Origin of the sequence: Streptomyces sp. NPDC051452, from assembly GCF_044454765.1 — a bacterium.
Taxonomy (GTDB): Bacteria; Actinomycetota; Actinomycetes; order Streptomycetales; family Streptomycetaceae; genus Streptomyces.
In genome coordinates this window covers 57,963-81,858 of sequence record NZ_JBITEB010000002.1, presented here as the reverse complement: position 1 = coordinate 81,858, position 23,896 = coordinate 57,963, and the positions used below count along the sequence as shown (strand labels likewise).

Annotated in this window: 17 protein-coding genes, 1 tRNA gene and 1 riboswitch; of the genes, 15 read left to right on the top strand and 3 right to left on the bottom strand. The window is 72.6% G+C overall.

What is annotated here, in order from left to right:
* Position 1: 1 nt before the first annotated feature.
* From ACIBA9_RS05655 to ACIBA9_RS05610, 10 genes are all read left to right on the top strand, one after another.
* Positions 2-1,057 carry a nucleoside triphosphate pyrophosphohydrolase gene (locus ACIBA9_RS05655; protein WP_399360065.1) on the top strand — a complete coding sequence of 352 codons (1,056 nt, stop codon included), beginning with the start codon at positions 2-4 and terminating at the stop codon, positions 1,055-1,057.
* Positions 1,054-2,376, top strand: a complete 1,323-nt coding sequence (locus tag ACIBA9_RS05650; protein ID WP_399360064.1) for a cytochrome P450 — start codon at positions 1,054-1,056, stop codon at positions 2,374-2,376. Before ACIBA9_RS05655 ends, ACIBA9_RS05650 begins: the two co-directional genes overlap by 4 nt.
* A 123-nt stretch (positions 2,377-2,499) precedes the next feature.
* A complete protein-coding gene (locus ACIBA9_RS05645) occupies positions 2,500-3,594 on the top strand; it encodes a transglycosylase family protein (RefSeq protein ID WP_399360063.1) in 1,095 nt (364 codons plus the stop codon).
* Positions 3,595-3,776: 182 nt separating this feature from the next.
* A riboswitch (cyclic di-AMP (ydaO/yuaA leader) is annotated at positions 3,777-3,949 on the top strand.
* A 4-nt stretch (positions 3,950-3,953) separates the two neighbouring features.
* Complete coding sequence (locus ACIBA9_RS05640; protein WP_399360062.1) at positions 3,954-4,682, top strand: transglycosylase family protein; 729 nt, start codon at positions 3,954-3,956, stop codon at positions 4,680-4,682.
* Between the two features lie 363 nt (positions 4,683-5,045).
* Positions 5,046-6,332 (top strand): phosphopyruvate hydratase, encoded by a 1,287-nt coding sequence (gene eno, locus ACIBA9_RS05635; protein WP_362158114.1) that lies wholly within the window; start codon positions 5,046-5,048, stop codon positions 6,330-6,332.
* 99 nt (positions 6,333-6,431) lie between these two features.
* Positions 6,432-6,908: a septum formation initiator family protein gene (locus ACIBA9_RS05630; protein WP_362158111.1), complete on the top strand. Its 477-nt coding sequence runs from the start codon at positions 6,432-6,434 to the stop codon at positions 6,906-6,908.
* Between the two features lie 28 nt (positions 6,909-6,936).
* Positions 6,937-7,476, top strand: coding sequence for a DUF501 domain-containing protein (locus ACIBA9_RS05625; RefSeq protein ID WP_399360061.1), 540 nt, complete (start codon positions 6,937-6,939; stop codon positions 7,474-7,476).
* Entirely contained in the window at positions 7,473-8,414 is a 942-nt protein-coding gene (locus tag ACIBA9_RS05620; RefSeq protein ID WP_399360060.1) for an exopolyphosphatase, read from the top strand. Before ACIBA9_RS05625 ends, ACIBA9_RS05620 begins: the two co-directional genes overlap by 4 nt.
* A gap of 502 nt (positions 8,415-8,916) precedes the next feature.
* A complete protein-coding gene (locus tag ACIBA9_RS05615) occupies positions 8,917-10,299 on the top strand; it encodes an NAD(P)/FAD-dependent oxidoreductase (RefSeq protein WP_399360059.1) in 1,383 nt (460 codons plus the stop codon).
* A gap of 256 nt (positions 10,300-10,555) precedes the next feature.
* Positions 10,556-11,857, top strand: a complete 1,302-nt coding sequence (locus ACIBA9_RS05610; RefSeq protein ID WP_399360058.1) for a class I SAM-dependent methyltransferase — start codon at positions 10,556-10,558, stop codon at positions 11,855-11,857.
* Positions 11,858-11,919: 62 nt separating this feature from the next.
* Here the strand turns inward: ACIBA9_RS05610 and ACIBA9_RS05605 are convergent, their stop codons facing one another.
* Together ACIBA9_RS05605 and ACIBA9_RS05600 are read right to left on the bottom strand one after the other, a co-directional pair.
* Positions 11,920-14,448, bottom strand: a complete 2,529-nt coding sequence (locus ACIBA9_RS05605; protein WP_399360057.1) for an ABC transporter permease — start codon at positions 14,446-14,448, stop codon at positions 11,920-11,922.
* Positions 14,448-15,218 carry an ABC transporter ATP-binding protein gene (locus ACIBA9_RS05600; protein ID WP_399360056.1) on the bottom strand — a complete coding sequence of 257 codons (771 nt, stop codon included), beginning with the start codon at positions 15,216-15,218 and terminating at the stop codon, positions 14,448-14,450. Before ACIBA9_RS05600 ends, ACIBA9_RS05605 begins: the two co-directional genes overlap by 1 nt.
* A gap of 392 nt (positions 15,219-15,610) precedes the next feature.
* On the opposite strand from ACIBA9_RS05600, the gene ACIBA9_RS05595 reads away from it, so the two are divergent.
* Positions 15,611-15,697: transfer RNA gene (locus ACIBA9_RS05595), tRNA-Leu, on the top strand.
* 90 nt (positions 15,698-15,787) lie between these two features.
* Here ACIBA9_RS05595 and ACIBA9_RS05590 read toward each other — a convergent pair.
* Positions 15,788-16,585, bottom strand: a complete 798-nt coding sequence (locus tag ACIBA9_RS05590; RefSeq protein WP_399360055.1) for a DUF4097 family beta strand repeat-containing protein — start codon at positions 16,583-16,585, stop codon at positions 15,788-15,790.
* 335 nt (positions 16,586-16,920) lie between these two features.
* Between ACIBA9_RS05590 and ACIBA9_RS05585 the strand changes: the two genes are divergently transcribed.
* Genes ACIBA9_RS05585 through ACIBA9_RS05570 form a run of 4 tightly spaced genes read left to right on the top strand, consistent with a single transcriptional unit; the run spans position 16,921 to position 23,895 of the window.
* On the top strand, positions 16,921-18,738 hold the full coding sequence (locus ACIBA9_RS05585; RefSeq protein WP_399360054.1) for a fatty acyl-AMP ligase: 1,818 nt from the start codon (positions 16,921-16,923) through the stop codon (positions 18,736-18,738).
* The gene (locus ACIBA9_RS05580) at positions 18,735-20,498 is read left to right on the top strand and encodes an acyl-CoA dehydrogenase (protein WP_399360053.1); all 1,764 of its coding nucleotides are present in this window, start codon (positions 18,735-18,737) and stop codon (positions 20,496-20,498) included. The genes ACIBA9_RS05585 and ACIBA9_RS05580 overlap by 4 nt, the downstream gene beginning before the upstream one ends.
* Positions 20,499-20,527: 29 nt before the next feature.
* The gene (locus tag ACIBA9_RS05575) at positions 20,528-20,818 is read left to right on the top strand and encodes an acyl carrier protein (protein WP_399360052.1); all 291 of its coding nucleotides are present in this window, start codon (positions 20,528-20,530) and stop codon (positions 20,816-20,818) included.
* A complete protein-coding gene (locus tag ACIBA9_RS05570) occupies positions 20,818-23,895 on the top strand; it encodes a type I polyketide synthase (protein WP_399360051.1) in 3,078 nt (1,025 codons plus the stop codon). The genes ACIBA9_RS05575 and ACIBA9_RS05570 overlap by 1 nt, the downstream gene beginning before the upstream one ends.
* Position 23,896: the final 1 nt, after the last annotated feature.

Here is a 23,896-nt window from a genome sequence, read left to right as displayed (position 1 = left end):
CGTGAACGTATCCAGCCCCGAAGCCCCCGGCTCCGGTCCCGGCCCCGATCCCGCCCAGGGTCCCGGTCAGGGCCGCGTCGTCCTGCTCACCACCAGCCACCGCGTCGCCCCCGGCCTGCTGTCCTGGCCCGCCTGGCAGGCCCTGCGCGCGGCCGACACGGTGGTGTGCGCGGACGGCGCGCATCCGCAGCTGCCGTATCTGCGCGAGGCGGGGATAGCCCTCCAGGAGAGCTCTCCCACCGCGCGGGAGCTGGTCGACGCGTGTGCGGGCGGGCGGACGGTGGTGGTCGTGGCGACCGGTGAGGGCGAGACCGCGCTCACCGACGGCCTGGCCCGGCTGGCCGGCTCCGGACGGGTCGCGATGCCGGAGCTGGAGCTGCTGCCCGCCTCCTACGACCTGCCCGGCGCCCGCCTCCTGGACCTGGTCCAGGTCATGGACCGCATCCGCGTCGAATGCCCGTGGTCCTCCCGCCAGACCCACCAGGGCCTCGCCAAGTACGCCATCGAGGAGGCGTACGAACTGGTCGAGGCGATCGAGGCCGGCGACCGCGAGGAACTGCGCGAGGAACTGGGCGACGTCCTCCTCCAGGTCGTCTTCCACTCCCGTATCGCCGAGGAGGACCCGGACGCGCCGTTCTCCGTGGACGACGTGGCCGGCGGCATCGTCGCCAAGCTCATCCACCGCCATCCGCACGTGTTCGGCGACGAGCGCGCCGAGACCCCCGAGGACGTCAAGGAGCACTGGCTGCGCACCAAGGCGGAGGAGAAGCGGCGTACCTCGGTCACCGAGGGCGTCCCCCTGGGCCAGCCGGGTCTCGCCCTCGCCGCCAAACTCGCCTCCCGTGCCCGCACCGCGGGTCTGGACGTGCCCCTCCCGCGGGGGGAGGGCGTCGGCTATGAACTGCTCGCGCTCGCCGTCCGCGCCGAGGCGGCCGGCGTCGACCCGGAGGCGGCGCTGAGAGCGGCGGCCCGGGCGTACCGGGATGCGATACGGGCGTCGGAGGGCACGGCACCCGAGCAGGCCGGGCGGGCACGGCCGGATACCGTCGAGGGGTGAGTGACCAGCCCCGCCCCGCGACCCCACCGGCCCCCGCGCCCGACCTCTTCACCTGGGAGTTCGCCGCCGACCCCTACCCCGCCTACGCCTGGTTGCGCGAGCACGCGCCCGTGCGCTGGACCCGGCTGCCCAGCGGGGTGGAGGCCTGGCTGGTCACCCGGTACGACGACGCCAGGCAGGCGCTGGCCGACCAGCGGCTGAGCAAGAACCCGGCGCATCACGACGAGCCCGCGCACGCCAAGGGGAAGACCGGTATCCCCGGCGAGCGCAAGGCCGAGCTGATGACGCATCTGCTCAACATCGACCCGCCGGACCACACCCGGCTGCGCAGACTCGTCAGCAAGGCGTTCACCCCGCGCCGGGTCGCCGAGTTCGCGCCCCGGGTGCAGGAGCTGACCGACCGGCTCATCGACGACTTCGCCCGGCGGGGCTCCGCCGACCTGATCCACGAGTTCGCCTTCCCGCTGCCCATCTACGCCATCTGCGACCTGCTCGGCGTCCCGGGCGAGGACCAGGACGACTTCCGGGACTGGGCGGGCATGATGATCCGGCACGGCGGCGGGCCCCGCGGCGGGGTCGCCCGGTCGGTGAAGAAGATGCGCGGCTATCTGGCCGAGCTGATCCACAGGAAGCGCGAGACGCTGCCCGCCACGCCGACGCCCGGCGAGGACCTCCTCTCCGCCCTCATCCGCGCCTCCGACCACGGCGAGCACCTCACCGAGAACGAGGCCGCCGCCATGGCCTTCATCCTGCTGTTCGCCGGCTTCGAGACGACCGTCAACCTCATCGGCAACGGCACCTACGCCCTGCTCACCCACCCCGGGCAGCGTCGGCTCCTCCAGGAGTCCCTGGCGCGCGGGGAGAGCGAGCTGCTGGCCACCGGCGTGGAGGAACTGCTCCGCTACGACGGGCCGGTGGAGTTGGCCACCTGGCGGTTCGCCACCGAGGCGCTCAGCATCGGCGGGCAGGACATCGCTCCCGGCGACCCGGTGCTCGTCGTGCTCGCCGCCGCCGACCGGGACCCGCGGCGGTTCGCCGGCCCGGACGTGCTGGACCTCGCCCGCACGGACAACCAGCACCTCGGCTACGGCCACGGCATCCACTACTGCCTCGGCGCCCCGCTCGCCCGGCTGGAGGGCCGGACCGCCCTCGCGACCCTGCTCACCCGCCTGCCCGACCTGCGGCTCGGGGCGGACCCGGCCGAGTTGCGCTGGCGTGGCGGGCTCATCATGCGGGGCCTGCGCACCCTGCCCGTGGAGTTCACTCCGGCTCGCGACGAGCCCGACGACGGCAAATATGACGGGTCTTCAACAATGTGATCTTCACGTGATCTGCGCGGCATGAACTTGTGACAAGTGATCGTCTGCCTATACGTTCACCCATCAGCGCGGCGAGGGCATCATCCGCCGCGCCGGCCCCGCTGTCGCACGAAAGGCTTCCGCATGCTCTCCGGGAACGGCCGACACCGTCGCCCCCGTCAGGCCCCGGCACTGCTCGTCGCGGCCGGGGTGACCGGCTCCGCCATCGCCATTCCGCTGCTGGGTGCCGCGAGCGCCCACGCCGCCGACGGCACCACCTGGGACAAGGTGGCCGAGTGTGAGAGCGGAGGCTCCTGGAGCGCCAACACCGGCAACGGGTACTACGGCGGCCTGTCGATCTCGCAGGACGACTGGGACAAGTACGGCGGCGACCAGTACGCCGACAGTGCCGACCAGGCCAGCCGCTCGCAGCAGATCGCCGTCGCCGAGAAGATCCTCGCCGACCAGGGCACCACCCCCTGGGCCACCTGCGCCCTGCTGTCCGGTCTCACCTCGAACTCGGCCCCCGTGGACGTCGACCCGGGGGTGGGCGGCTCCGGTGACACCGGCGGTTCGGGGGACACCACCGGATCGGCCGCCCCCTCCACTCCCTCCGGCGGCTCCGACTCGTCCGATGCGCCGGATTCGTCGCACTCCGAGTCCGGTTCCGGCTCCAAGGACGGGTCCGGGAAGGGCTCCGACACCGGCTCCCACGAGGGTTCCGGCTCCGCCGGCGGTCCGGGCGCCACGCCGGGCGCGCCGAGCCACGGCAAGGGCGGCGCCACGGACTCCGGCGCGGGTGCCGGGTCGAAGGGTGCGGGCACCCTCGGGTCCGACAAGTCCGCTTCGCCCGACTCGGGTGGCACGCGTGGGGGCGACAGCTCGCCGACGGCCGAACCGGGCATCGACAACTCGGACAATTACCGGCAGAGCGCCGGTTCCTGGAGCCTCGTCGACACCGGTGCCCTCAGTAGTGGTGGACGTCACCGTGGTGCGAGCGCGGACGAAAACGTGACAAAGAGTCAGGGCGGGATCGCTTCCGGCCGTCACGCCTCCCGCGAGCCGGGCACCTACACGGTCCGCGAAGGCGACTCCCTCGCCTCCATCGCCGACTCCCTTGAGGTCGACGGCGGATGGCGTGCGCTCTACGCCGACAACAAGAAGGCCCTCGGTGGCGACCCGAACCACATCAGTGCCGGTCAGACCCTGGAAGTCGCTGCCGAAACGGGCGAAAAGTAGCGGGAGTTGACGCCCGGATTCATGAGTGATGTCCGGTTTGGTGAAAGTGTGGGATGAGTCTCAGAAGCCCTGATCGTCTTTGAAATTCCGTCGATCGCCTGTCTACGGTCGAGATCGCTCGTCACCACGAGCCCCGGCAGTCGCAACGCCGAATCCTGCCAGCGGTTGCCCGGGAACAGTCGTCGCGTCAAGCGCCGAAGGCAGGAGCGGGGGACCCAAGGTAGGCGCCGGCACCAGCAGTTGAGCTGGGACCGGCTAGGGGTGGAGCCGCACTCCGCGCAAGCGGGAGTGCGGCCGGGCAACTCAACCGGCCCGAACCCGACAGCTCACCTCGCAGGCGTCGGTGAGGGGATCGATTCATGCTGTTTTCCACCAAGGGCAAGCACCGTCGTCCGTCCAAGGCCATCCGCGCCGTCGCGCTGGCCGGTGTCACCGGCGCCGCCGTCGCCGCCCCGCTGATGGCGGCCGGCAACGCCTCCGCGGCCACCACCTCCGAGTGGGACACGGTCGCCCAGTGCGAGTCCGGTGGCAACTGGTCCATCAACACCGGCAACGGCTACTACGGCGGTCTGCAGTTCTCCGCCTCCACCTGGGCCGCCTACGGCGGTACGCAGTACGCCGCCACCGCCGACAAGGCGAGCCAGGCGCAGCAGATCGCCGTCGCCGAGAAGGTCCTCGCCGCGCAGGGCAAGGGCGCCTGGCCGGTCTGCGGCACCGGCCTGTCGGGCACCCCGAACAACGGCTCCGGCTCGACGACCACCTCGTCGAGCGGCGGCTCCTCGTCGTCGAACGACACCACCGCTTCGAAGAGCACCACGTCGAAGAGCACCATCACCCGCTCCACCGACGGCCAGGCCGCCACCCGTTCCGTCGAGCGCCCCGCCGCGAAGAAGACCGTCACCACCCCGACCGGCGAGAAGGTCAAGAAGGGCGACGGCGAGTACAAGGTCGTCCAGGGCGACACCCTCAGCACGATCGCCGAGAAGCACGGCGTCAAGGGTGGCTGGGCGAAGCTGTTCGAGCTGAACAAGGACATCGTCGAGCACGCCGACCTCATCTACCCGGGCCAGCAGCTGCACCTGAAGTGACGGTCCGCTCCCGCAGGAACCACAGCGCCCTCACCTGGCCTGCCCCCTATTGACGGCCTGGTGAGGGCCGACCGCCCGTCCCCGCGGGCTCCCCGCCCCGGCGCGTGTTCCCCCGTACGCGCCGGGGCGGGGTCTTTTCGTCTCCCTGCGCTTTCCGGCCCGTCTCCCCGTGCGTTTCCGTTGTCTTCGGCCAGACCTCACCCGCACCCCCCTTTGTTCCGTGCGGAAACAATGGGTACGGTTCCCCTGTCCACGGGACGGTCGGTCGCTGGCCGACGCCCCCGGGACGGTTAGGCTCTAGTCGCAAGGCACAGCCGTAAGGCACACCGCCCCGCACTTCCAGCGTCACATCCCAAGAAGGAGATGCTCGTGCCGTCCATCGACGTCGTCGTAGCCCGGGAAATCCTGGACTCCCGAGGCAATCCCACGGTCGAGGTCGAGGTCGGCCTCGACGACGGCAGCACGGGTCGTGCCGCCGTCCCGTCCGGCGCCTCCACCGGCGCGTTCGAGGCCATCGAGCTCCGTGACGGCGACCCCAACCGCTACCAGGGCAAGGGTGTCGAGAAGGCCGTCCTCGCCGTCATCGAGCAGATCGGCCCGGAGCTGGTCGGCTACGACGCCACCGAGCAGCGCCTGATCGACCAGGCCATGTTCGACCTGGACGCCACCGACAACAAGGGCTCCCTCGGCGCCAACGCCATCCTGGGCGTCTCCCTGGCCGTCGCGCACGCCGCCTCCGAGGCGTCGGACCTGCCGCTCTTCCGCTACCTGGGCGGCCCGAACGCGCACCTGCTGCCCGTTCCGATGATGAACATCCTGAACGGCGGCTCGCACGCCGACTCCAACGTGGACATCCAGGAGTTCATGATCGCCCCGATCGGCGCGGAGTCCTTCTCCGAGGCGCTGCGCTGGGGTGCCGAGGTCTACCACACCCTCAAGAAGGTGCTGAAGACCAAGGGCCTGTCCACCGGCCTCGGCGACGAGGGCGGCTTCGCCCCGAACCTGGAGTCCAACCGCGCCGCCCTCGACCTCATCCTCGAGGCCATCAAGCAGGCCGGTTACGTGCCCGGCGAGCAGATCGCGCTCGCGCTCGACGTCGCCGCGTCCGAGTTCTACAAGGACGGCAAGTACGAGTTCGAGGGCAAGTCCCGCTCGGCCGCCGAGATGACCGAGTACTACGAGGAGCTCGTCTCCGCGTACCCGCTCGTCTCCATCGAGGACCCGCTGTACGAGGACGACTGGGCCGGCTGGAAGGTCATCACCGACAAGCTGGGCGACAAGGTCCAGATCGTCGGCGACGACCTCTTCGTCACCAACCCCGAGCGCCTGGCCCGCGGCATCGAGGAGGGCTCCGCCAACGCCCTGCTCGTCAAGGTCAACCAGATCGGTTCGCTGACCGAGACCCTGGACGCCGTCGAGCTGGCCCAGCGCAACGGCTTCAAGTGCATGATGTCCCACCGCTCCGGCGAGACCGAGGACGTCACCATCGCCGACCTCGCCGTCGCGGTGAACTGCGGCCAGATCAAGACCGGCGCCCCGGCCCGCTCGGACCGAGTCGCCAAGTACAACCAGCTCCTGCGCATCGAGGAGATCCTCGACGACGCCGCGGTGTACGCGGGCCGCTCGGCCTTCCCGCGCTTCAAGGGCTGATTGCCCGGGCTAGTCCTAGCCAGTCGTACGTACGTCCCCGTACCCGGTCCCGTACCGTGTCCGGGGACGTACGCGCGTGTGTGAACGGGAGGCGGGAAGATGGCCGTGAAGGACCGTGACCGGTTCTCCACCGCGACCAGGCTGCGGCTGCTCGGCGAGCAGACGGCGGCCCGGGTCTACCGCTCCCAGACCAAGCGGCAGGCCCGCCGCTCCCGGCTCACCGGCCGCGCGGCGCTGCTCGCGCTGGTGCTGTGCTCGCTGGTCGTCGCGCTCGCCTATCCGATGCGGCAGTACGTCTCCCAGCGTGCGCAGATCGCCGACCTCCAGCGGCAGCAGGAGCAGGCCCGACGGCGGGTCGAGCAGCTGCGCGACCTCAAGGCGCGCTGGCAGGACGACGCCTACGCCGAGCAGCAGATCCGGCGCAGGCTGCACTATGTGATGCCCGGCGAGACCGGGTACGTGGTCGTCGACCCGGGCGCGGCCCGGCAGTCCCGCGCCGACCTCGGGGCCGCCCACCGGCCCTGGTACGCGAACGTCTGGGACGGGGTCGACAAGTCCGACGCCTCCGACCAGTGAACCGACAGAAAGCCTTCGAAGAGCAGTCATGCATACGCCCCCGCCGCCCACTCCGCGCACCGAGCCCACCGAAGCGGACGTCGAGGCCTTCAAGCAGCAGCTGGGCCGCCCGCCCCGGGGCCTGAGGGCCATCGCGCACCGCTGTCCGTGCGGACAGCCGGACGTCGTGGAGACCGCGCCCCGGCTGCCCGACGGCACGCCCTTCCCGACGACGTACTACCTCACGTGCCCGCGCGCCGCCTCGGCGATCGGCACGCTGGAGGCGAACGGCGTCATGAAGGAGATGACGGAACGGCTGGGCACCGACCCGGAGCTGGCCGCCGCCTACCGGGCCGCGCACGAGGACTACATCCGGCGCCGGGACGAGATCGAGGTCCTGGAGGGCTTCCCGAGCGCGGGCGGCATGCCGGACCGGGTGAAGTGCCTGCACGTCCTGGTGGCCCACTCGCTGGCCGCGGGCCCCGGGGTGAACCCGCTCGGCGACGAGGCGATCGCGATGCTGCCGCAGTGGTGGAGCAAGGGCCCCTGCGTGAGCGCGGACGGCCCCGACGAGGAGGACGCCCGGTGACCCGTGTCGCCGCCGTCGACTGCGGTACGAACTCCATCCGCCTGCTGGTCGCGGACGCCGACCCGGCGACGGGCGAACTCGTCGACCTGGACCGGCGGATGACGATCGTGCGGCTCGGCCAGGGGGTGGACCGCACCGGCCGGCTCGCCCCCGAGGCGCTGGAGCGGACCTTCGCCGCCTGCCGCGAATACGCCGAGGTCGTCAAGGAGCACGGTGCCGAGCGGCTTCGCTTCGTCGCCACCTCCGCCTCCCGGGACGCCGAGAACCGGGACGAGTTCGTGCGGGGTGTGATCGACATCCTCGGCGTCGAGCCGGAGGTGATCACCGGTGACCAGGAGGCCGAGTTCTCCTTCACGGGTGCCACCAAGGAGTTGACGGGTCGCCAAGACCTGGCCAAGCCCTATCTGGTGGTGGACATCGGCGGCGGCTCCACCGAGTTCGTCGTCGGCGACGACCACGTCCGGGCCGCCCGGTCCGTGGACGTCGGCTGTGTGCGGATGACCGAACGGCATCTGGTGCACGACGGCGAGGTGAGCGATCCGCCCACCGAGCGGCAGGTCGCCGCGATGCGGGCCGACATCGAGGCCGCCCTGGACCTCGCCGAGCGGACGGTACCGCTGCGGGAGGCGCACACGCTGGTCGGCCTCGCCGGCTCGGTCACCACCGTGTCCGCGATCGCCCAGGAGCTGCCCGAGTACGACTCGGCGCGCATCCACCACTCCCGCGTCCCCTACGAGCGCGTCCGGGAGATCACCGACTGGCTGCTGCGCTCCACCCACGCCGAGCGCGCGGCGATCGGCGCCATGCACCCGGGCCGGGTCGACGTGATCGGCGCGGGGGCCCTCGTGCTGCTCTCGATCATGGAGCGGACCGGGGCCCGAGAGGTCGTGGTGAGCGAACACGACATCCTCGACGGCATCGCGTGGTCGGTGGCGTAAGCACGGACGAAGGCGCAAGAGAACGTGCCCTCCGGTGCCGGTCGCCCCAGGCCATCGGCGCCGGAGGGCCGTTGTTTTACTACCCGTGAGTAGCCTCCGGTGAGCAGGTTGGATAACGTGTGAGCGGGGCGTCCGGGGGCCCGGGTGACGTGCCGTCGGGAAAGTTCGTGAAGTTCTTCACAAGAGATTCGGTCCGAGTGGGGGGTCAGAGGGCCCTGATTGACCCGTCCGGGGTCCTGACGGCCTTCGAATCGTCTTCGCGAGGGCGTTGCGCGCATGTTTCCGAGGTGTGTCGCGAGCCCCGCGCCGGGGGTGTCCGCAAGGGGCCGAACGGCCCGGAAGAGCAGCTCACGCGGCCTTGACAACGGGTCGAACCGCCCCCGGGTTCCCCTCGCGCGACATGACCTGCGTCACGTGGGTCGCGGAGGATAACACAGGCCCTGTCGGACCTTGTGAAGGGGCGCACGAGCAGCCCCCCTGAGGCGGGTGGATACTCGATGGCATGAGCACCACGGAGCGTCCCAGGATCCTCGTAGTAGGCGGTGGGTACGTAGGCCTGTACGCAGCTCGGCGCATTCTCAAGAAGATGCGCTACGGCGAGGCGACCGTCACGGTCGTCGACCCCCGGTCGTACATGACCTACCAGCCCTTCCTCCCCGAAGCCGCCGCCGGCAACATCTCCCCTCGCCATGTCGTCGTCCCGTTGCGACGCGTGCTGCCGAAGGCGGAGGTCCTCACCGGCCGGGTCACCACCATCGACCAGGACCGCAAGGTCGCCACGATCGCCCCCCTGGTGGGCGAGGCGTACGAGCTGCCTTTCGACTACCTGGTCATCGCGATGGGCGCGGTCTCCCGCACCTTCCCGATCCCCGGCCTCGCCGAGCAGGGCATCGGCATGAAGGGCATCGAGGAGTCCATCGGCCTGCGCAACCACGTCCTCGAGCAGCTGGACAAGGCCGACTCCACGACCGACGAGGAGATCCGCCGCAGGGCGCTCACCTTCGTCTTCATCGGCGGTGGCTTCGCGGGCGCGGAGACCATCGGCGAGGTCGAGGACATGGCCCGGGACGCGGCCAAGTACTACAAGAACGTCTCCCGCGAGGACATGCGCTTCGTCCTCGTCGACGCCGCGGACAAGATCCTGCCCGAGGTCGGCCCCAAGCTCGGCCAGTACGGCAAGGAGCACCTGGAGAGCCGTGGTGTGGAGATCTACCTCTCCACCTCCATGGACTCCTGCGTCGACGGCCACGTGGTGCTGAAGAACGGCCTCGAGGTCGACTCCAACACGATCGTGTGGACCGCCGGCGTCAAGCCGAACCCGGCCCTCGCCCGCTTCGGCCTGCCCCTCGGCCCGCGCGGCCACGTCGACTGCGAGCCCACGCTCCAGGTCAAGGGCACGGACTACATCTGGGCCGCCGGTGACAACGCGCAGGTTCCGGACCTCGTCGGCCGCAAGGCGGGCAACGAGAACGCCTGGTGCCCGCCGAACGCCCAGCACGCGCTGCGCCAGGCGCGCACCCTCGGCGACAACGTGATCTCCGGCATGCGGGGCTTCCCGCAGAAGGAGTACGAGCACGCCAACAAGGGTGCGGTGGCCGGTCTCGGCCTGCACAAGGGCGTGGCGATGATCGTCATGGGCAAGATGAAGATCAAGCTCAAGGGCCGCCTCGCCTGGTACATGCACCGTGGCTACCACGGTATGGCGATGCCGACCTGGAACCGCAAGATCCGCGTCTTCGCCGACTGGACCCTCGGCATGTTCCTCAAGCGCGAGGTCGTCTCCCTGGGCGCCATGGAGAACCCGCGCGAGGAGTTCTACGAGGCCGCCAAGCCCGCCCCGGTCGCCGCCCCGGCGAAGACCGAGGAGAAGGCCAAGGCCTCCTGACGCCCGGCCGGACCACCGGTCGGCCGCACGGCCGGTGACCCCCGGCCCGCGGTCGCCGAACCCTTCGAAGGACCTCCCGCCATCCGTGGTGCGGGAGGTCCTTCGGCGTTGTCCGCCGGCCGGAGCGCGCGCAAAGTGCGTGCCCTGTACAGCCTTTTTTGCCCAGTTGTAACTCCTTTGCGGGACTGCGCTGAGCGCCGCGCGGTGTTTACGTGGTGAACGGACATCCGGGATCGTCGTCTTGGAGGTGTGCGCCATGGCCGACGCCGCGTCGCGGCTCAGGAGTCTTGCCGAGCAGGTGCTGGGAACGCCGCTGCCCATGCGGGTGCGGGCGTGGGACGGATCCCTGGACGGACCGCCGGACGCGCCGGCGCTCGTGTTCCGCAACCGCCGCGCCCTGCGCCGCATGCTGTTCAAACCGGGGGAACTGGGCCTGGCCCGGGCCTGGGTGGCGGGGGATCTGGACATCGAGGGCGACCTCTACACCACACTGGACCTGGTGGCCGGGCTGGTCTGGGAGCGCGGGGAGGACGCCCGCACGCTGGCCCAGGCGGTGCGCGATCCGCAGGTCCGGGCCGCCGCTCGCGACCTGCTGAGACTCGCCGGACCTCCCCTCCCGCCGACCCCGCCCCGCGAGGAGGTCCGCAGACCCCGGCGGCAACTGCACACCCGGCGCACCGACAAACGGGCCATCAGCCACCACTACGACGTCGGCAACGACTTCTACGAGATCGTCCTCGGCCCCTCCATGGTGTACTCCTGCGCGTACTGGGCGGCCGCCGAGGAGCACCCCACCCTGGAGTCGGCCCAGCGCGACAAGCTCGAACTCGTCTGCGCCAAGCTCGGCCTGACGGCCGGACAGCGGCTGCTGGACGTCGGCTGCGGCTGGGGCTCCATGGCCATCCACGCGGCCCGCGAGCACGGCGTGAGCGTCGTCGGGATCACTCTCTCCCAGGAACAGGCCGCCTACGCCCGCAAGCGCGTCGCCGACGAGGGCCTCACCGACCGGGTGGAGATCCGCGTCCAGGACTACCGCGACGTCATGGACGGCCCCTTCGACGCGATCTCCTCCATCGGCATGGCCGAACACGTCGGCGCCGAACGCTATCTGGAGTACGCGGTCCAGCTGCACGCGCTGCTCAAGCCGGGGGGCCGGCTCCTCAACCACCAGATCGCCCGGCGGCCCCAGCGCGACGAGTCCTCGTACGAGGTCGACCCGTTCATCGACGCCTACGTCTTCCCCGACGGTGAACTCGCCCCGCTCGGCACCACCGTCACCCAGCTGGAGCGCGCCGGCTTCGAGGTGCGTGACGTGGAGTCCATCCGCGAGCACTACGCCCTCACCCTGCGCCGGTGGGTCACCCGGCTGGAGGCCGACTGGGACCGGGCGGCCCGGCTCTGCGGACCCGGCCGCGCCCGCGTCTGGCGGCTGTACATGGCCGCTTCCGCGCTCGCCTTCGAACACAACCGCATCGGCGTCAACCAGGTCCTGGCGATCCGCACCCCGGAGTCCGGCAGGTCCGGCCTGTCCCTGCGCGCCCGCGTCTGGAAGGGCTGACACGACAGCGGGCCCCGCTTCGCCCGAGGGCGGGGCGGGGCCCGTCGTCGTACCACCGGCCGCTACTCGGCCTTGATCGCCGTCAGCATGTTCAGCCGGGCCGCGCGCCGGGCCGGCCACAGCGCGGCCAGGATGCCGACCACGCCCGCCAGCAGCAGGAAGACCGCCATCCGGCCCCACGGCAGGACCAGTTCGTACGTCGGCATCTTCGTGCCCAGCAGTTCACCGGCCGCCCAGCCGAAGAACACGCCCAGACCGATCCCGAGCACACCGCCGAACAGGGAGATCACCAGGGACTCCAGGCGCACCATCCGCTTGACCGCCGTGCGGTCCAGGCCGATCGCCCGGAGCATGCCGATCTCCTGGGAGCGCTCGAAGACCGACATCGCCAGGGTGTTGACGACACCGAGCACCGCGACGATCACCGCCATGCCGAGCAGGCCGTAGACCATGTTCAGCATCAGCGTGAACATCTTGGCTATCTCGTTGGAGATGTCCTTCTTGTCCTGGATCTTGATCGCCGGGTTGGCGCCGAGGGCCTTCACCAGCTCGTGCTTGGCGTCGTCCGACGCGCCGTCCGCCGTCTTGACCATGACCTGCCGGTCGGAGACGTCGGTCAGGTGAGGGGTGAGGACCCTGTTGTCCAGCATGATCCCGTCGATCATGTCGTTGCCCTCGTAGATCCCGGCGACCGTCAGCCTGCGGGCCGCGCCGTCCTGGAAGTGCACGGTGAACCGGGAGCCGGGCTTCCAGCCGTACTCCTTGGCCCGGTCCTGGTCCACGACGGCCCGGGTGCCGTCCACCGTGAAGGAGCCGTCCTCGACCTTCAGGTCCGTCAGCTTGCCGATGGACGCGCCGTCGACGCCGGTCACGTACTCGCTGTGGCCGTCGATCCGGGTCTCGCCGCCGCGCAGCGGGCTGCTGGCGGTGACGCCGTCGGTGGCGGCGACCTTCCTGGCCACGTCCGGGGAGAGCGGGCCGCCGCCCGCCATCGAGACGACGTAGTCCGCGCGGATCGCCGAGCCGGCCATCTTGTCGATCGCCTGCTGCAGGCTGCCCGCCATCACCGTCATGCCGGTGATCAGGGTCAGACCGATCATCAGCGCGGAGGCGGTGGCCGCCGTACGGCGCGGGTTGCGCACCGAGTTCTGCCGGGCCAGCTTGCCCGAGACCCCGAACACGCGCAGCACGGGCGCCGCGGCCGCGATCAGCGGGCGGGACAGCAGCGGGGTCAGGATGAACACGCCGAGGATCAGCAGTACGGCACCAAGGCCCATCGGGCCCTGGGCGGAGTCCGCGTTCATCGTCGTCGCCACGAGGACCACCGCGACGCCGGCCGCCGAGAACAGTGCGCCGAGCGTGTTGCGCAGTACCAGGGACTTGGTGGTGGCCGGGGCGTGCACGCTGCTCATGGCCGCGACGGGCGGGATCTTCGCGGCCCGGCGGCCGGGCAGCCAGGCGGCCAGCATGGTGATCAGGACGCCCACCGCGAGCGCGGTCACGACCGTGCCCGGGCTGATCACCAGGGGCCCGTCGGGCATGCTCGCGCCGAAGGAGACCAGCAGGGAGCGCAGGCCCGCGCCGATACCGATACCGGCGGCCAGACCGCTCACCCCGGCGACCGCGCCGACCGCGAACGCCTCGATGAGCACCGAGCGGGTGACCTGGCGGCGGGAGGCGCCGACCGCCCGCATGAGGGCCAGCTCCCGGGTGCGCTGGGCGACCAGCATGGTGAAGGTGTTGGCGATGATGAACGTGCCGACGAACAGGGCGATCCCGGCGAACACCAGCAGGGTCTGCTTCAGACCGCTCATCGACGCGGAGATGGCGCGCGCCTGGTCGTCCGCGAGCTGCTTGCCGGTGGTGGTCTCCACCAGACGGGACGGCAGGGCCTTGTCGAGCGCGGCCTTGAGCGCGGACTGGCCGGTGCCGGCTGCGGCCCGCACGTCGATCTCGTCGTACCCGCGCTTCTTGCCGAACAGGGCCTGCGCGGTGGGTGTGTCGAACAGGGCGAGGCTGCCGCCCGCGGCCACGTTGCCGTCGTCGGTGGTGAAGATGCCGACGACGGTCGGGGTGAGGACGGGGCCGTCGACCGAGAGGCGCACGGTGTCGCCGACGTGGTAGCCGGCACGCTCGGCGGTCCTGGAGTCCAGCAGTACCTCGTCCTTGCCGTGCGGGGCGTGCCCGCCGACCAGCGGGTACCGGTCGTCCTTGGCGCCCCAGTAGTTGCCGCCGGCGGACTGCCAGTCGCCGCCGGCCAGGGTGCCGTCCCGGTCGGCGACGGCGGTGAAGCCGGTGACGACCCCGGTCGCGGAGGCGGCGCCCGGAACGTGGGCGGCCTTCTCCAGCAGCGCCCGGGTCAGTTCGGCCCGCTTGCCGACCTTGTCGCCCTCGGAGTCCAGGTACTGGGGCCGTACGGCGACGTCGACCCGGTCGAAGCCCTTGGCGGAGCTCTTCTGGTAGGCGTCGGAGATGGTGTTGGTGAAGACCAGCGTCCCGGAGACGAAGGCCACGCCGAGCATGACGGCGAGCACGGTCATCAGGAGCCGTGCCTTGTGCGCGAAGACGTTGCGCAGGGCGGTGCGGAACATCAGCTGGTACGGCCCTTCGCGTCGAACTGCTTCATCAGGTCGAGGACGGCGTCGGCCGTGGGGGCGTGGATCTCGTCGACGATCCGCCCGTCCGCGAGGAAGACCACGCGGTCGGCGTAGGCCGCGGCGACCGGGTCGTGGGTGACCATGACCACCGTCTGCCCCAGCTCGCGCACGGAGTTGCGCAGGAAGCCGAGCACCTCGGCGCCGGAGCGCGAGTCGAGGTTTCCGGTCGGCTCGTCGCCGAAGATGATCGCGGGCCTGGAGGCGAGGGCGCGGGCGACGGCGACGCGCTGCTGCTGGCCGCCGGAGAGCTGGGAGGGCCGGTGGCTCAGCCGCCCGGACAGCCCGACCATCTCGATGACCCGGTCCAGCCACGCCTTGTCGGGCTTGCGCCCGGCGATGTCCATGGGCAGGGTGATGTTCTCCAGCGCGGTCAGGGTGGGCAGCAGGTTGAAGGCCTGGAAGATGAAGCCGATCTTGTCCCGGCGCAACCTGGTGAGCTGCTTGTCCTTCAGGGAGCCCAGCTCGGTGTCACCGATGCGCACGGACCCCTCCGAGAAGGTGTCGAGACCGGCCACGCAGTGCATCAGCGTCGACTTGCCGGAGCCGGAGGGCCCCATGATCGCGGTGAACTCGGCCTGGCGGAAGTCGACGGAGACCCGGTCCAGGGCGACCACCCGGGTCTCACCCTGCCCGTAGATCTTCGACAGCTCCGTGGCGCGTGCGGCCACGGCGGTGGTCCGGGCGTCGGTGGGTGTGGTGGTCACGGGGAAGTGCTCCTGTCGGGACGGCGTCTGCTCATGGGGACTCATCCATCGTCCCGGCCGCGCGGGGCCGTGGAGTCAGTCGCTGTTCCGGTTCCGGGGGGCGACTCCGGTCGGACGGAGCGGGCCCGTGTCATACCTGGGGAGGACGGGCGCCCCTGACACCGGTCGTACCGAGAACAGGTGGGACGCCCTCGTTCGGTAGGTGAAATTCCGTCATTTCCGGTGTGGCCGCACCCGTGGCCCGCCACGCTATTGGCAAGTGCGGATGGCCTGTTCCGTGGGCTGATGCACCCTCAGACGCCAATAAAATAAGACAACATAGATCCGCTCGACGGCTGTCCGGGGGATGCCTCCCGATAGGCTCGGAACACTCGCAGCGGAGCCTATGGCCTGCCCGGATGGTGGAATGCAGACACGGCGAGCTTAAACCTCGCTGCCCCTTCGCGGGCGTGCCGGTTCAAGTCCGGCTCCGGGCACCACCTTGTTCACCGTACGCCGCACGAGCCGCCCCGGCGGCCACACGGCCGCCCCCGCCCGACCATCAACGGGACGCCTCGCCGAGCGCGTCGTCAGTGGGCGGTTCGTACCGTGATCGCCCCGTCGCCGGTGTGGGCCGAGACGCGGTGTGTGCTGGAGTCGTCGCGTGGCACGGCCACGTGGACCGAACCGTCGTGGCTGCCGGTCGTCACCCGGTAGCCGGCCCGGGGCAGCACGATCGACACGGAGCCGTCGGCCGTGCGGGAGTCCACCAGGTCGGGTACGGCGGACAGTTCGAGCCGTACCGAGCCGTCCTCGCTGCGGGCGCGCACGTTCCGCGCGGCCACGCCGAGCGCCTGGATGGAGCCGTCGGCGCTGCGCAGGTCGAGCGGCCCCGAGGAGTCGATGACCCGTACCGAACCGTCGGCCGTACGGACGGTCAGCGCCTCGGCGAAGCCGCGCGCGTTCACGCCGCCGTCCCCGTCCCGCACCGTCACGGCGACGCCGCGCGGCACGACGATCCGGTGCCGGGCGGAGCAGTCGGCGACCACGCCCGAGCACCTCATCCGCAGGACGAGCCGGTCGCCGTCCTTCATCGCCCAGGTCACCTTCGGTTTCCCGCCGACGGTGACGCGGCCCTGGAACCACCGGGTGACCTGGACCTCGTCCGACTTCACCGAGTCCGACACGACGAGATCGAGCGCCGAGTCGTCCGAGTCGACGGTCAGGGTCCGGCCGTGCAGCCCGAAGGAACGGTGCTCGGGGTGCTTGTCATCCGCCGCGGACGCGCCGCACGCGGTGGCGAGGGCGACGACCGCCAGCACCACACCCCCGACGCCGGCGGCGCGCCCCCACTTGCGGTCCTCTCCACGATCACGTGTACCGGCCACGACGAACTCCCCCTGAAACGGTCTGCGAGTCGCTTCACACCCTGGACCGGATCCGGCCCGCGAAGCCGCTTCGAAGGTATACGGACCCGCCTCCAGGGGGGATCCGGGCCGCTCCCGGATCCGGGGTGGGGATAACCCCCGGTCGGGGGGAGCGGCGCGGGCGGTCGGCGCCCGGTCCCCGGTCACCGTCCCGGTCCACCGCCCCCGCGCGCCCGCGCCCGGTTCGCCGCGGTCGGTCCAAGCGGTCCTTTAGGGACGGCTTCGACCATGCACGACAGACACGTTGGCCGGCTCCGGACGGGGGAGTGCGGCGGTCATCGTCGCGAGGGGGAGCGATGCCCAACCTGACCACCTTCACCGATGTGCTGCGCGAGCGGGCGGCCAAGCGGCCCGACGCCGAGGCCCATGTCGAGCTGCGGCACCGGGGCGCGGCGGTCAGCCCCCTGCGGCTGACGTACGGGGAACTGGACCTGCGGGCCCGCCGGATCGGCTCGATGCTCCAGGAGCGACGGGCCGAGGGGACGCCCGTGCTGCTGCTGTACGCCTCCACCGCGCAGTTCCTCAGCGCCTACGCCGGCTGCCTGTACGCGGGCGCGGTGGCCGTGCCCGCGCCGCTGCCCGACGGCGGCGGCAGCCGGAGCCGGCGCGCCGACCGGGTGCGGTCGATGCTCGACGACACCGGGGCCCGCCTGGTGCTGACCGAGGCCGCGAGCGCGCCGGAGGTCTCCCGTTGGCTGGCCGGGGCGCTGCGGGACGGCGTCGAGTGCGTCGCCACCGACGGACCGGCACTCGGCGACGCGAACTCCTGGCGGCCGGTGCGCACCCGCCCCGACGACCTGGCCTTCCTGCAGTACACCTCGGGCTCGGTGCGCGACCCACGCGGCGTGATGGTCTCCCACCGCAACCTCATGGACAACCAGCGGCTGCTGCGACAGACCCTGCGCACCACCTCGCAGGACCGTTTCGGCGGCTGGTTGCCGCACTACCACGACATGGGCTTCATCGCGCATCTGCTGCACCCCCTCTGGCTGGGCGCCCTGTCCGTGCAGATGCCCGCCGAGGCCTTCGTCCGGCAGCCCATGCGCTGGCTGCGCGCCATCGACACCTACGGCGTGACCCTCGGCGGCGGCCCCAACTTCTGCTACGACCTGTGCGCCGACCGGATCTCCGAGGAGGAGGCCGCCTCTCTCGACCTGTCCGGCTGGCGGCTGGTACTCAACGGCGCCGAGCCGGTACGGCCCGCCACCCTGCGCAGGTTCGCCGCGCACTTCGCCGTGTCCGGACTGCGGGCCTCGGCGGTGTACCCCTGCTACGGGCTGGCCGAGGCGACCCTGCTGGTCTCCGGCGGCACACCCGGCGAGCCCTGGAACACCCGCCCGGCCGACCCCGGGACGCTGGAACGCGGACGGCTGGCCGAGGTGCCCGAGGGCGCCGCCGCGCGCGAGCTGGTCGACTGCGGGCCGGTCACCGGGTACGACGTCAGGATCGTCGACCCCGAGGAGCGCACGGAGTTGCCGGCGGGCACCGTCGGGGAGATCTGGCTGCGCGGCGACAGCGTCGCCCAGGGCTACTGGAAGCGCCCCGAGGAGAGCGAGGAGACCTTCCGGGCGACCCTGAGCGACGGGCGGACCGGCTTCCTGCGCACCGGCGACCTCGGCGTCCTGGCCGACGGCCGCCTCCATGTCACCGGCCGGCTCAAGGAACTGATCATCCTCAACGGCCGCAACCTCTACCCGCAGGACGTCGAGTGGGTCGTACGGGAGGCGGCGGCGGCCCTGCGGCCCGGCGCCGCGGCGGCGTTCTCCGTCGACCTCGCCGGACGCGAACAGCTCGTGGTGGTCCAGGAGGCGCGCGCCGACCTGGCCGACACCGCCCGGGTGAACGCCCTGGTGCGGCGGGTGCAGGAGGCCGTCGGCGCCGAGTGCAACGTGCCGCTCGCCAACCTGCTGCTGGTGCGCCCCGGCACCGTGCCCCGCACCACCAGCGGCAAGGTGCGGCGCGCCGAGACCCGCCGGCTGTTCCTCGCCGGGGAACTGGCCAGTGCGCACCGGGTGCTGGAACCCGCGCTGGACGAGCGGCTGCGGGCCCGGCACACCGCTCTGGGCGAGGACCTGCTCGCACCCGAACCGGCCGGCGGGGGCGGCCGGTGGTGAGCGAGCCGTCCGCCGGGTACGGCGGCGCCGCCGCGACGCTCCCGGCGGTCCCCGACGGCCGGGCGCGGGCCGGCCGCGTCGAGGCGGCGCTGGGCGACCCCGCCGACCCGGGCAACCCCTACGGCTACGCCGCCCTGCTCGGGGCCGACCGGCTCGCCGAACGCTTCGACGCCGGTGAGGAACTGCTCGACTCCCTCGCCGTGCCCGCCGAGTTCGTGCCCGCCGCACTCGGCGGCCGGCTCGAGTCGTACGAGGACCTGGTCGGCGTCGTGCGGCCCGTCTTCCGCCGGGACGTCGGCCTCGCCATGGGCTACGGGATGACCAGCTGGATGGCCGCCTCCGACGTGTGGCTGGCCGGCACGACGCGGCAGCGCGCCTGGCTCGCCGACGTGCTCCTCGACGGCGGCAAGGCGGCCATCGCCCAGCACGAGACCGCCCACAGCAACGACTACGTCCGCAGCGGGGTCACCGCCCGCCGCACCCCGGACGGCCTGGTGCTCGGCGGCGTCAAGCCGCTGATCAACAACCTGGAGCGGGCCCGGGCCCTGGTGCTGTTCTGCCGCACCGGCGACGAACCCGGCAGCCGCAGCCACTCCACCCTGCTGCTGCGCCCGGACGAACTGCCCGCCGACCGCGCCGCACTGCTGCCCCGGCGGGTCGCGGTCGGCCTGCGCGGCTGCCGGTTCGCCGGGATCGAGTTCGACGAGTGCCCCGTACCGGCCACGGCGCTGCTCGGCCCGGAGGGCGGCGGGGTGGCCACCGCCCTGCGGTCCTTCCAGCTCAGCCGCACGGTCATCGCGTCCTGCGCGGTCGCGGCCGTCGACACCGTGCTGCGCACCGCCGTCATGTTCGAGCAGTCGCGTACCTCGCCGGCCCGCCCCGGCCGCGCCACCGACGCCGCCCGCGCCTCGGCCTCCACCACCGGCGCCTTCGTCAACCTGCTGCTGTACGACAGCCTCGCGGTGTTCGCGCTGCGCGCCCTGCACCTGCTGCCCGAGGAGACCAGCGTCTACTCGGCCGCCCTGAAGTACCTGCTGCCCAAGGTGCTCATCGAGACCATGTACGACCTGTCGACCGTGCTCGGCTCGGGCATCTACAGCCGCGAGGGCTCGCTGGGGATCTTCCAGAAGCACGTCAGGGACGTCCCCGTGCTGAGCCTCGGGCACGCGGGTACCGCCGCCTGCCAGGCCACGGTCATCCCCCAGCTGTCCAGCCTCGCCCGCACCTCCTGGCTGCGCGCCGAGCCACCGCCGGGCGCCCTGTTCCGGCCCGGGGACCCGGTGCCGCCGCTGCCGGCCGACCGGCTGAGCCTGGCCTGCGGACACGAGGCGCTCACCGCCTGCCTGCCGCTGATCGCCGACGAGGCCCCCGGAGCCGACCCGGCCGAGCGGGCCCTGACCGGATACGCCCGGGCCCTGGTGGCGGAGCTGTCCGAACTGCGCGAGCGGGTGCGGACCCTGGCGCGCGGCGGCCGTCCGGGCGTCTGGCCGGCCGCCGGGTTCGCGCTGGTCGACCGGTACGCGCTGCTGCTCGCCGCCGCCGCGGTGCTGGGCGTGTGGCGGCAGGCCGGGCGGGGCGGCGACCCGTTCCTGGCCGAGGCGTCCTGGGCGGCGGCGGCCCTGCACCGGGTGGCCCGGCGGCTGGGGCTGCGCGTCGCCGACCTGCCGCAGGGGTGCGCCGCCCGGATCCGGCACGAGGTGCAGCTCCGCTACGGCGCCCAGATCAGCTACGACCTCTACACCACCCCCGTGAGCGGCTGACCCCGCGGGACCCGCGAAGGAGTTGGACGATGACCGCATCCACGCACCGGCCCACGGCCCCGCGCACCCTGCTCGAACAGTGGCTGCTGGACCGGCTCGCCGACTATCTGCACCGGCCGGCCGAGACGATCGACCCCACCGTCCCGCTCGCCGAGTACGGCGCCGACTCGGTGGTCGCGCTCAGCCTGTGCGGCGACCTGGAGGACGAGTGGGGCGTGGAGGCCGACCCCACCTTGCTGTGGGACCACCCCACCGTCGCTCGGCTGCTGGCCCATCTGCCGGCCGCGTACGCCGATGTCTTCGCCCCCGGAGCCCGCTGATGGGGGACATCGCGGTGGTAGGCATCGACTGCCTCTTCCCGCGCGCCCAAGGCGCCGACGCCTACTGGGAGCTGTTGCTGGGCTCGGCCGACGCCGTGGGTGAACTGCCCGCGGGACGCTGGGAGGCGGCCGCGCACCCGGGGATCGACCGGGGCGGCTTCGCCGACGGCATCGACGCCTTCGACCACGCCTTCTTCTCCGTACCGCCGCGCGAAGCCGCCGCCATGGACCCGCACCAGCGGCTGCTGCTGCCGTGCGTGTGGCGGGCGATCGAGGACTCCGGGATCTCCCCGACGGCGCTGGCCGGCAGCGACACCGGTGTCTACGTCGGGGTGATGGGCGGCGAGTGGGGCCGGCTGACCCTGGCCGGGGGGCGGGCGCCCACCCCCCAGCTGGGCGCGGGCAGCAGCGCCGGGATGATCGCCAACCGGGTGTCCTACCACCTCGACCTGACCGGGCCCAGCCTCGCGGTGGACACCGCCTGCTCCTCCTCGCTGGTCGCCGTGCACCTCGCGGTGGGCGCGCTGCTGACCGGCGAGTGCTCGGCCGCCGTCGCGGCCGGGGTCAACCTGGTGCTCTCCCCGACGCTGGGCCTGGTCTACCAGCAGCTCGGGCTCGCCGCCCCGGACGGACGGTGCAAGCCGTTCTCCGCCGGGGCCGACGGTATCGGCCGGGCCGACGGGGTGGGGGCGGTGGTGCTGCGCCGGCTGGAGGACGCCGTGGCGGACGGCAGCCGGGTGTACGCGGTGATCCGGGGCAGCGCCGTCAACCAGGACGGACGGAGCAACGGGGTCACCGCGCCCAGCCGCTGGTCACAGCAGAAGGTCCTGCGGGCCGCCTACCGCCGGGCCGGGGTCGGCGCGGACCAGGTGCGCTTCGTGGAGGCGCACGGCACCGGGACGGTGCTCGGCGACGCCATCGAGTGCGCGGCGCTGGGCGCGGTGCACGGCGTGCCGCGGGCCGAGCCCTGCGCCATCGGCTCGGTGAAGGGCAACATCGGCCACACCGAGGGCGCCGCCGGAATCGCCGGGCTGATCAAGACCGCGCTGGCGCTGCATCACCGGGTCGTGCCGACGAGCCGCTTCGCCGACCGCGAGAACCCACGGCTGCGGCTGGCCGAACGGGGCCTGCGGCTACTGAAGTCGCCGCTGCGGCTGCCGCGCGGCGAGACCCTCGCCGGCGTCAGCAGCTTCGGCATGGGCGGCACCAACGCCCACGTCGTCCTGGCCTCCGCGCCCGCCCCGGCCCCGGCGCCCTCCCGGCCGGGCGGACGGGAGGCGTCCGGGCGGGGCGCGGGCGAGGGGGGTCGGGCACCCGCCGGGGCGGGGCGGCCCGTGGCCGCCGGGGTGTTCACCGTCACCGCCGACTCGGCCGACGCGCTGCGGCGCAACCTCGCGGCGCAGGCGAAGGCGGTGGGGCGGTACGGGCGGCCGGTGGCGGCGTTGTGCTGGAGCAGCAACCGGGCCAAGACCGGCCTGCCCTACCGGTACGCCACCACCGCGCGCGACGCCGGGGAACTGGCCGGGGCGCTGCGGCGGGCCGCCACCGAGCCCGCCGTGGCACCGGCGGCCGGGCGGCCCTCGGCCGCGCCGGTCGTCGGGTTCCTCTTCACCGGGCAGGGCAGCCCGTACCCCGGCATGACCGCCGGGCTGTACCGCGACGTCCCCGCCTACCGGCGGCACTTCGACGAGGCCGACGCCGCCCTCACCCCGTACACCGGCCACTCGCTGCGCGAGGCGCTGCTCGGCGGCGACGAGCGGATCACCGGGCCCCACCTCGCGCAGCCCGCGCTGTTCGCGGTCGGGTACGCCCTCTCCCGCACGCTGACCGGACTCGGTGTACGCCCGGCGGCCGTGCTCGGACACAGCGTGGGCGAGTACGCCGCCGCCGTGACCGCCGGGGCACTCGACCTCGCCGACGCGGCCCGACTGGTCGCCGGCCGGGCGGCACTCATGGCCGAACTCCCGCCGGACGGTGGCATGTTGACGGTGCGCGGCGACCGGGACCGAGTCGAGGCGCTGCTCGCGGGCGCACCGGAGCTGGTCCTCGCGGCCGTCAACAGCCCCGTCGACACCGTGCTGTCGGGCAGCCGCCCGGCGCTGGAGCGGGCCGCCCACGCGCTCGGCGAACAGGGCCTGCGGGTCCGCTTCCTGGACGTGCCGTTCGCCTTCCACTCCCCGGCGCTCGCCCCCGTACTGCCGCGGCTGCGGGAGTCGGCGGCCGGGATCGAGGCGCACCGGCCGCAGGTGCCGTTCGCCTCGACCCGGTACGGGCGCCTGCTGCGCGACGAACCGCTGGACGCCGAGTACTGGACCGCGCAGGCCGCCGCGCCGGTGCTCTTCGCGGACGCCCTGGCCGCGCTCGTCGGCCAGAGCGCGCCGACCCATCTCCTGGAGCTGGGGCCCCGGCCGCAGCTGCTGCCACTGGCGGCGCGGTGCGGCTTCGGCACCGGCGTGGACTTCCTGCACCCGTGCCCCGGTCCCGCCGCCTCCGGTCTCGAACTGGCCGACGTGATCGCCGCGTTGTACCGCGCCGGACTCGACCCCGACTGGGACGCGCTGTACGCGCCGGAACACCGCAGGGCGGAGCGTCTGGCCCCCTACGTCTTCGACGACCGCTCCCGCTTCCCGCAGGTCGCCCCCGAGCCGGACACCGCGTTCCCCGAGTCCCCCCGCCCCTCGGTCCGTGGGACCGGCCGGGCCTCGGCCGGGGACGGCGGCGGGTACCCGGTGGCGGCGCCGGGTGCCGGCGGGGAGGTGTCCGGCGGTGCCGCCGTTCTGGCCGCCGTGGTGGCGGCCGTGGCCGACGTGGGAGGTCATCCGGTGGCGGAGTTGACGGGCGGCGCCCGGTTCTACGAGGACCTCGCCTTCGACTCGGTGATGATCATGCAGCTCAAGGACCGGATCGAGGCCCGGCTGCCCGCACTGGGCGAGCTGTCCGTACCGGATCTGATCCCGGCGCTGCGCTCCGTGGAGACGCTGGCCGGCCATCTGACCGGCCTGCTCCCGCCCGGACCGGCGGACCGCCTCGGTGCCGCCGTCGCGGCGCGGACGGCGGGCGGACGGGAAGGTGAGTGAC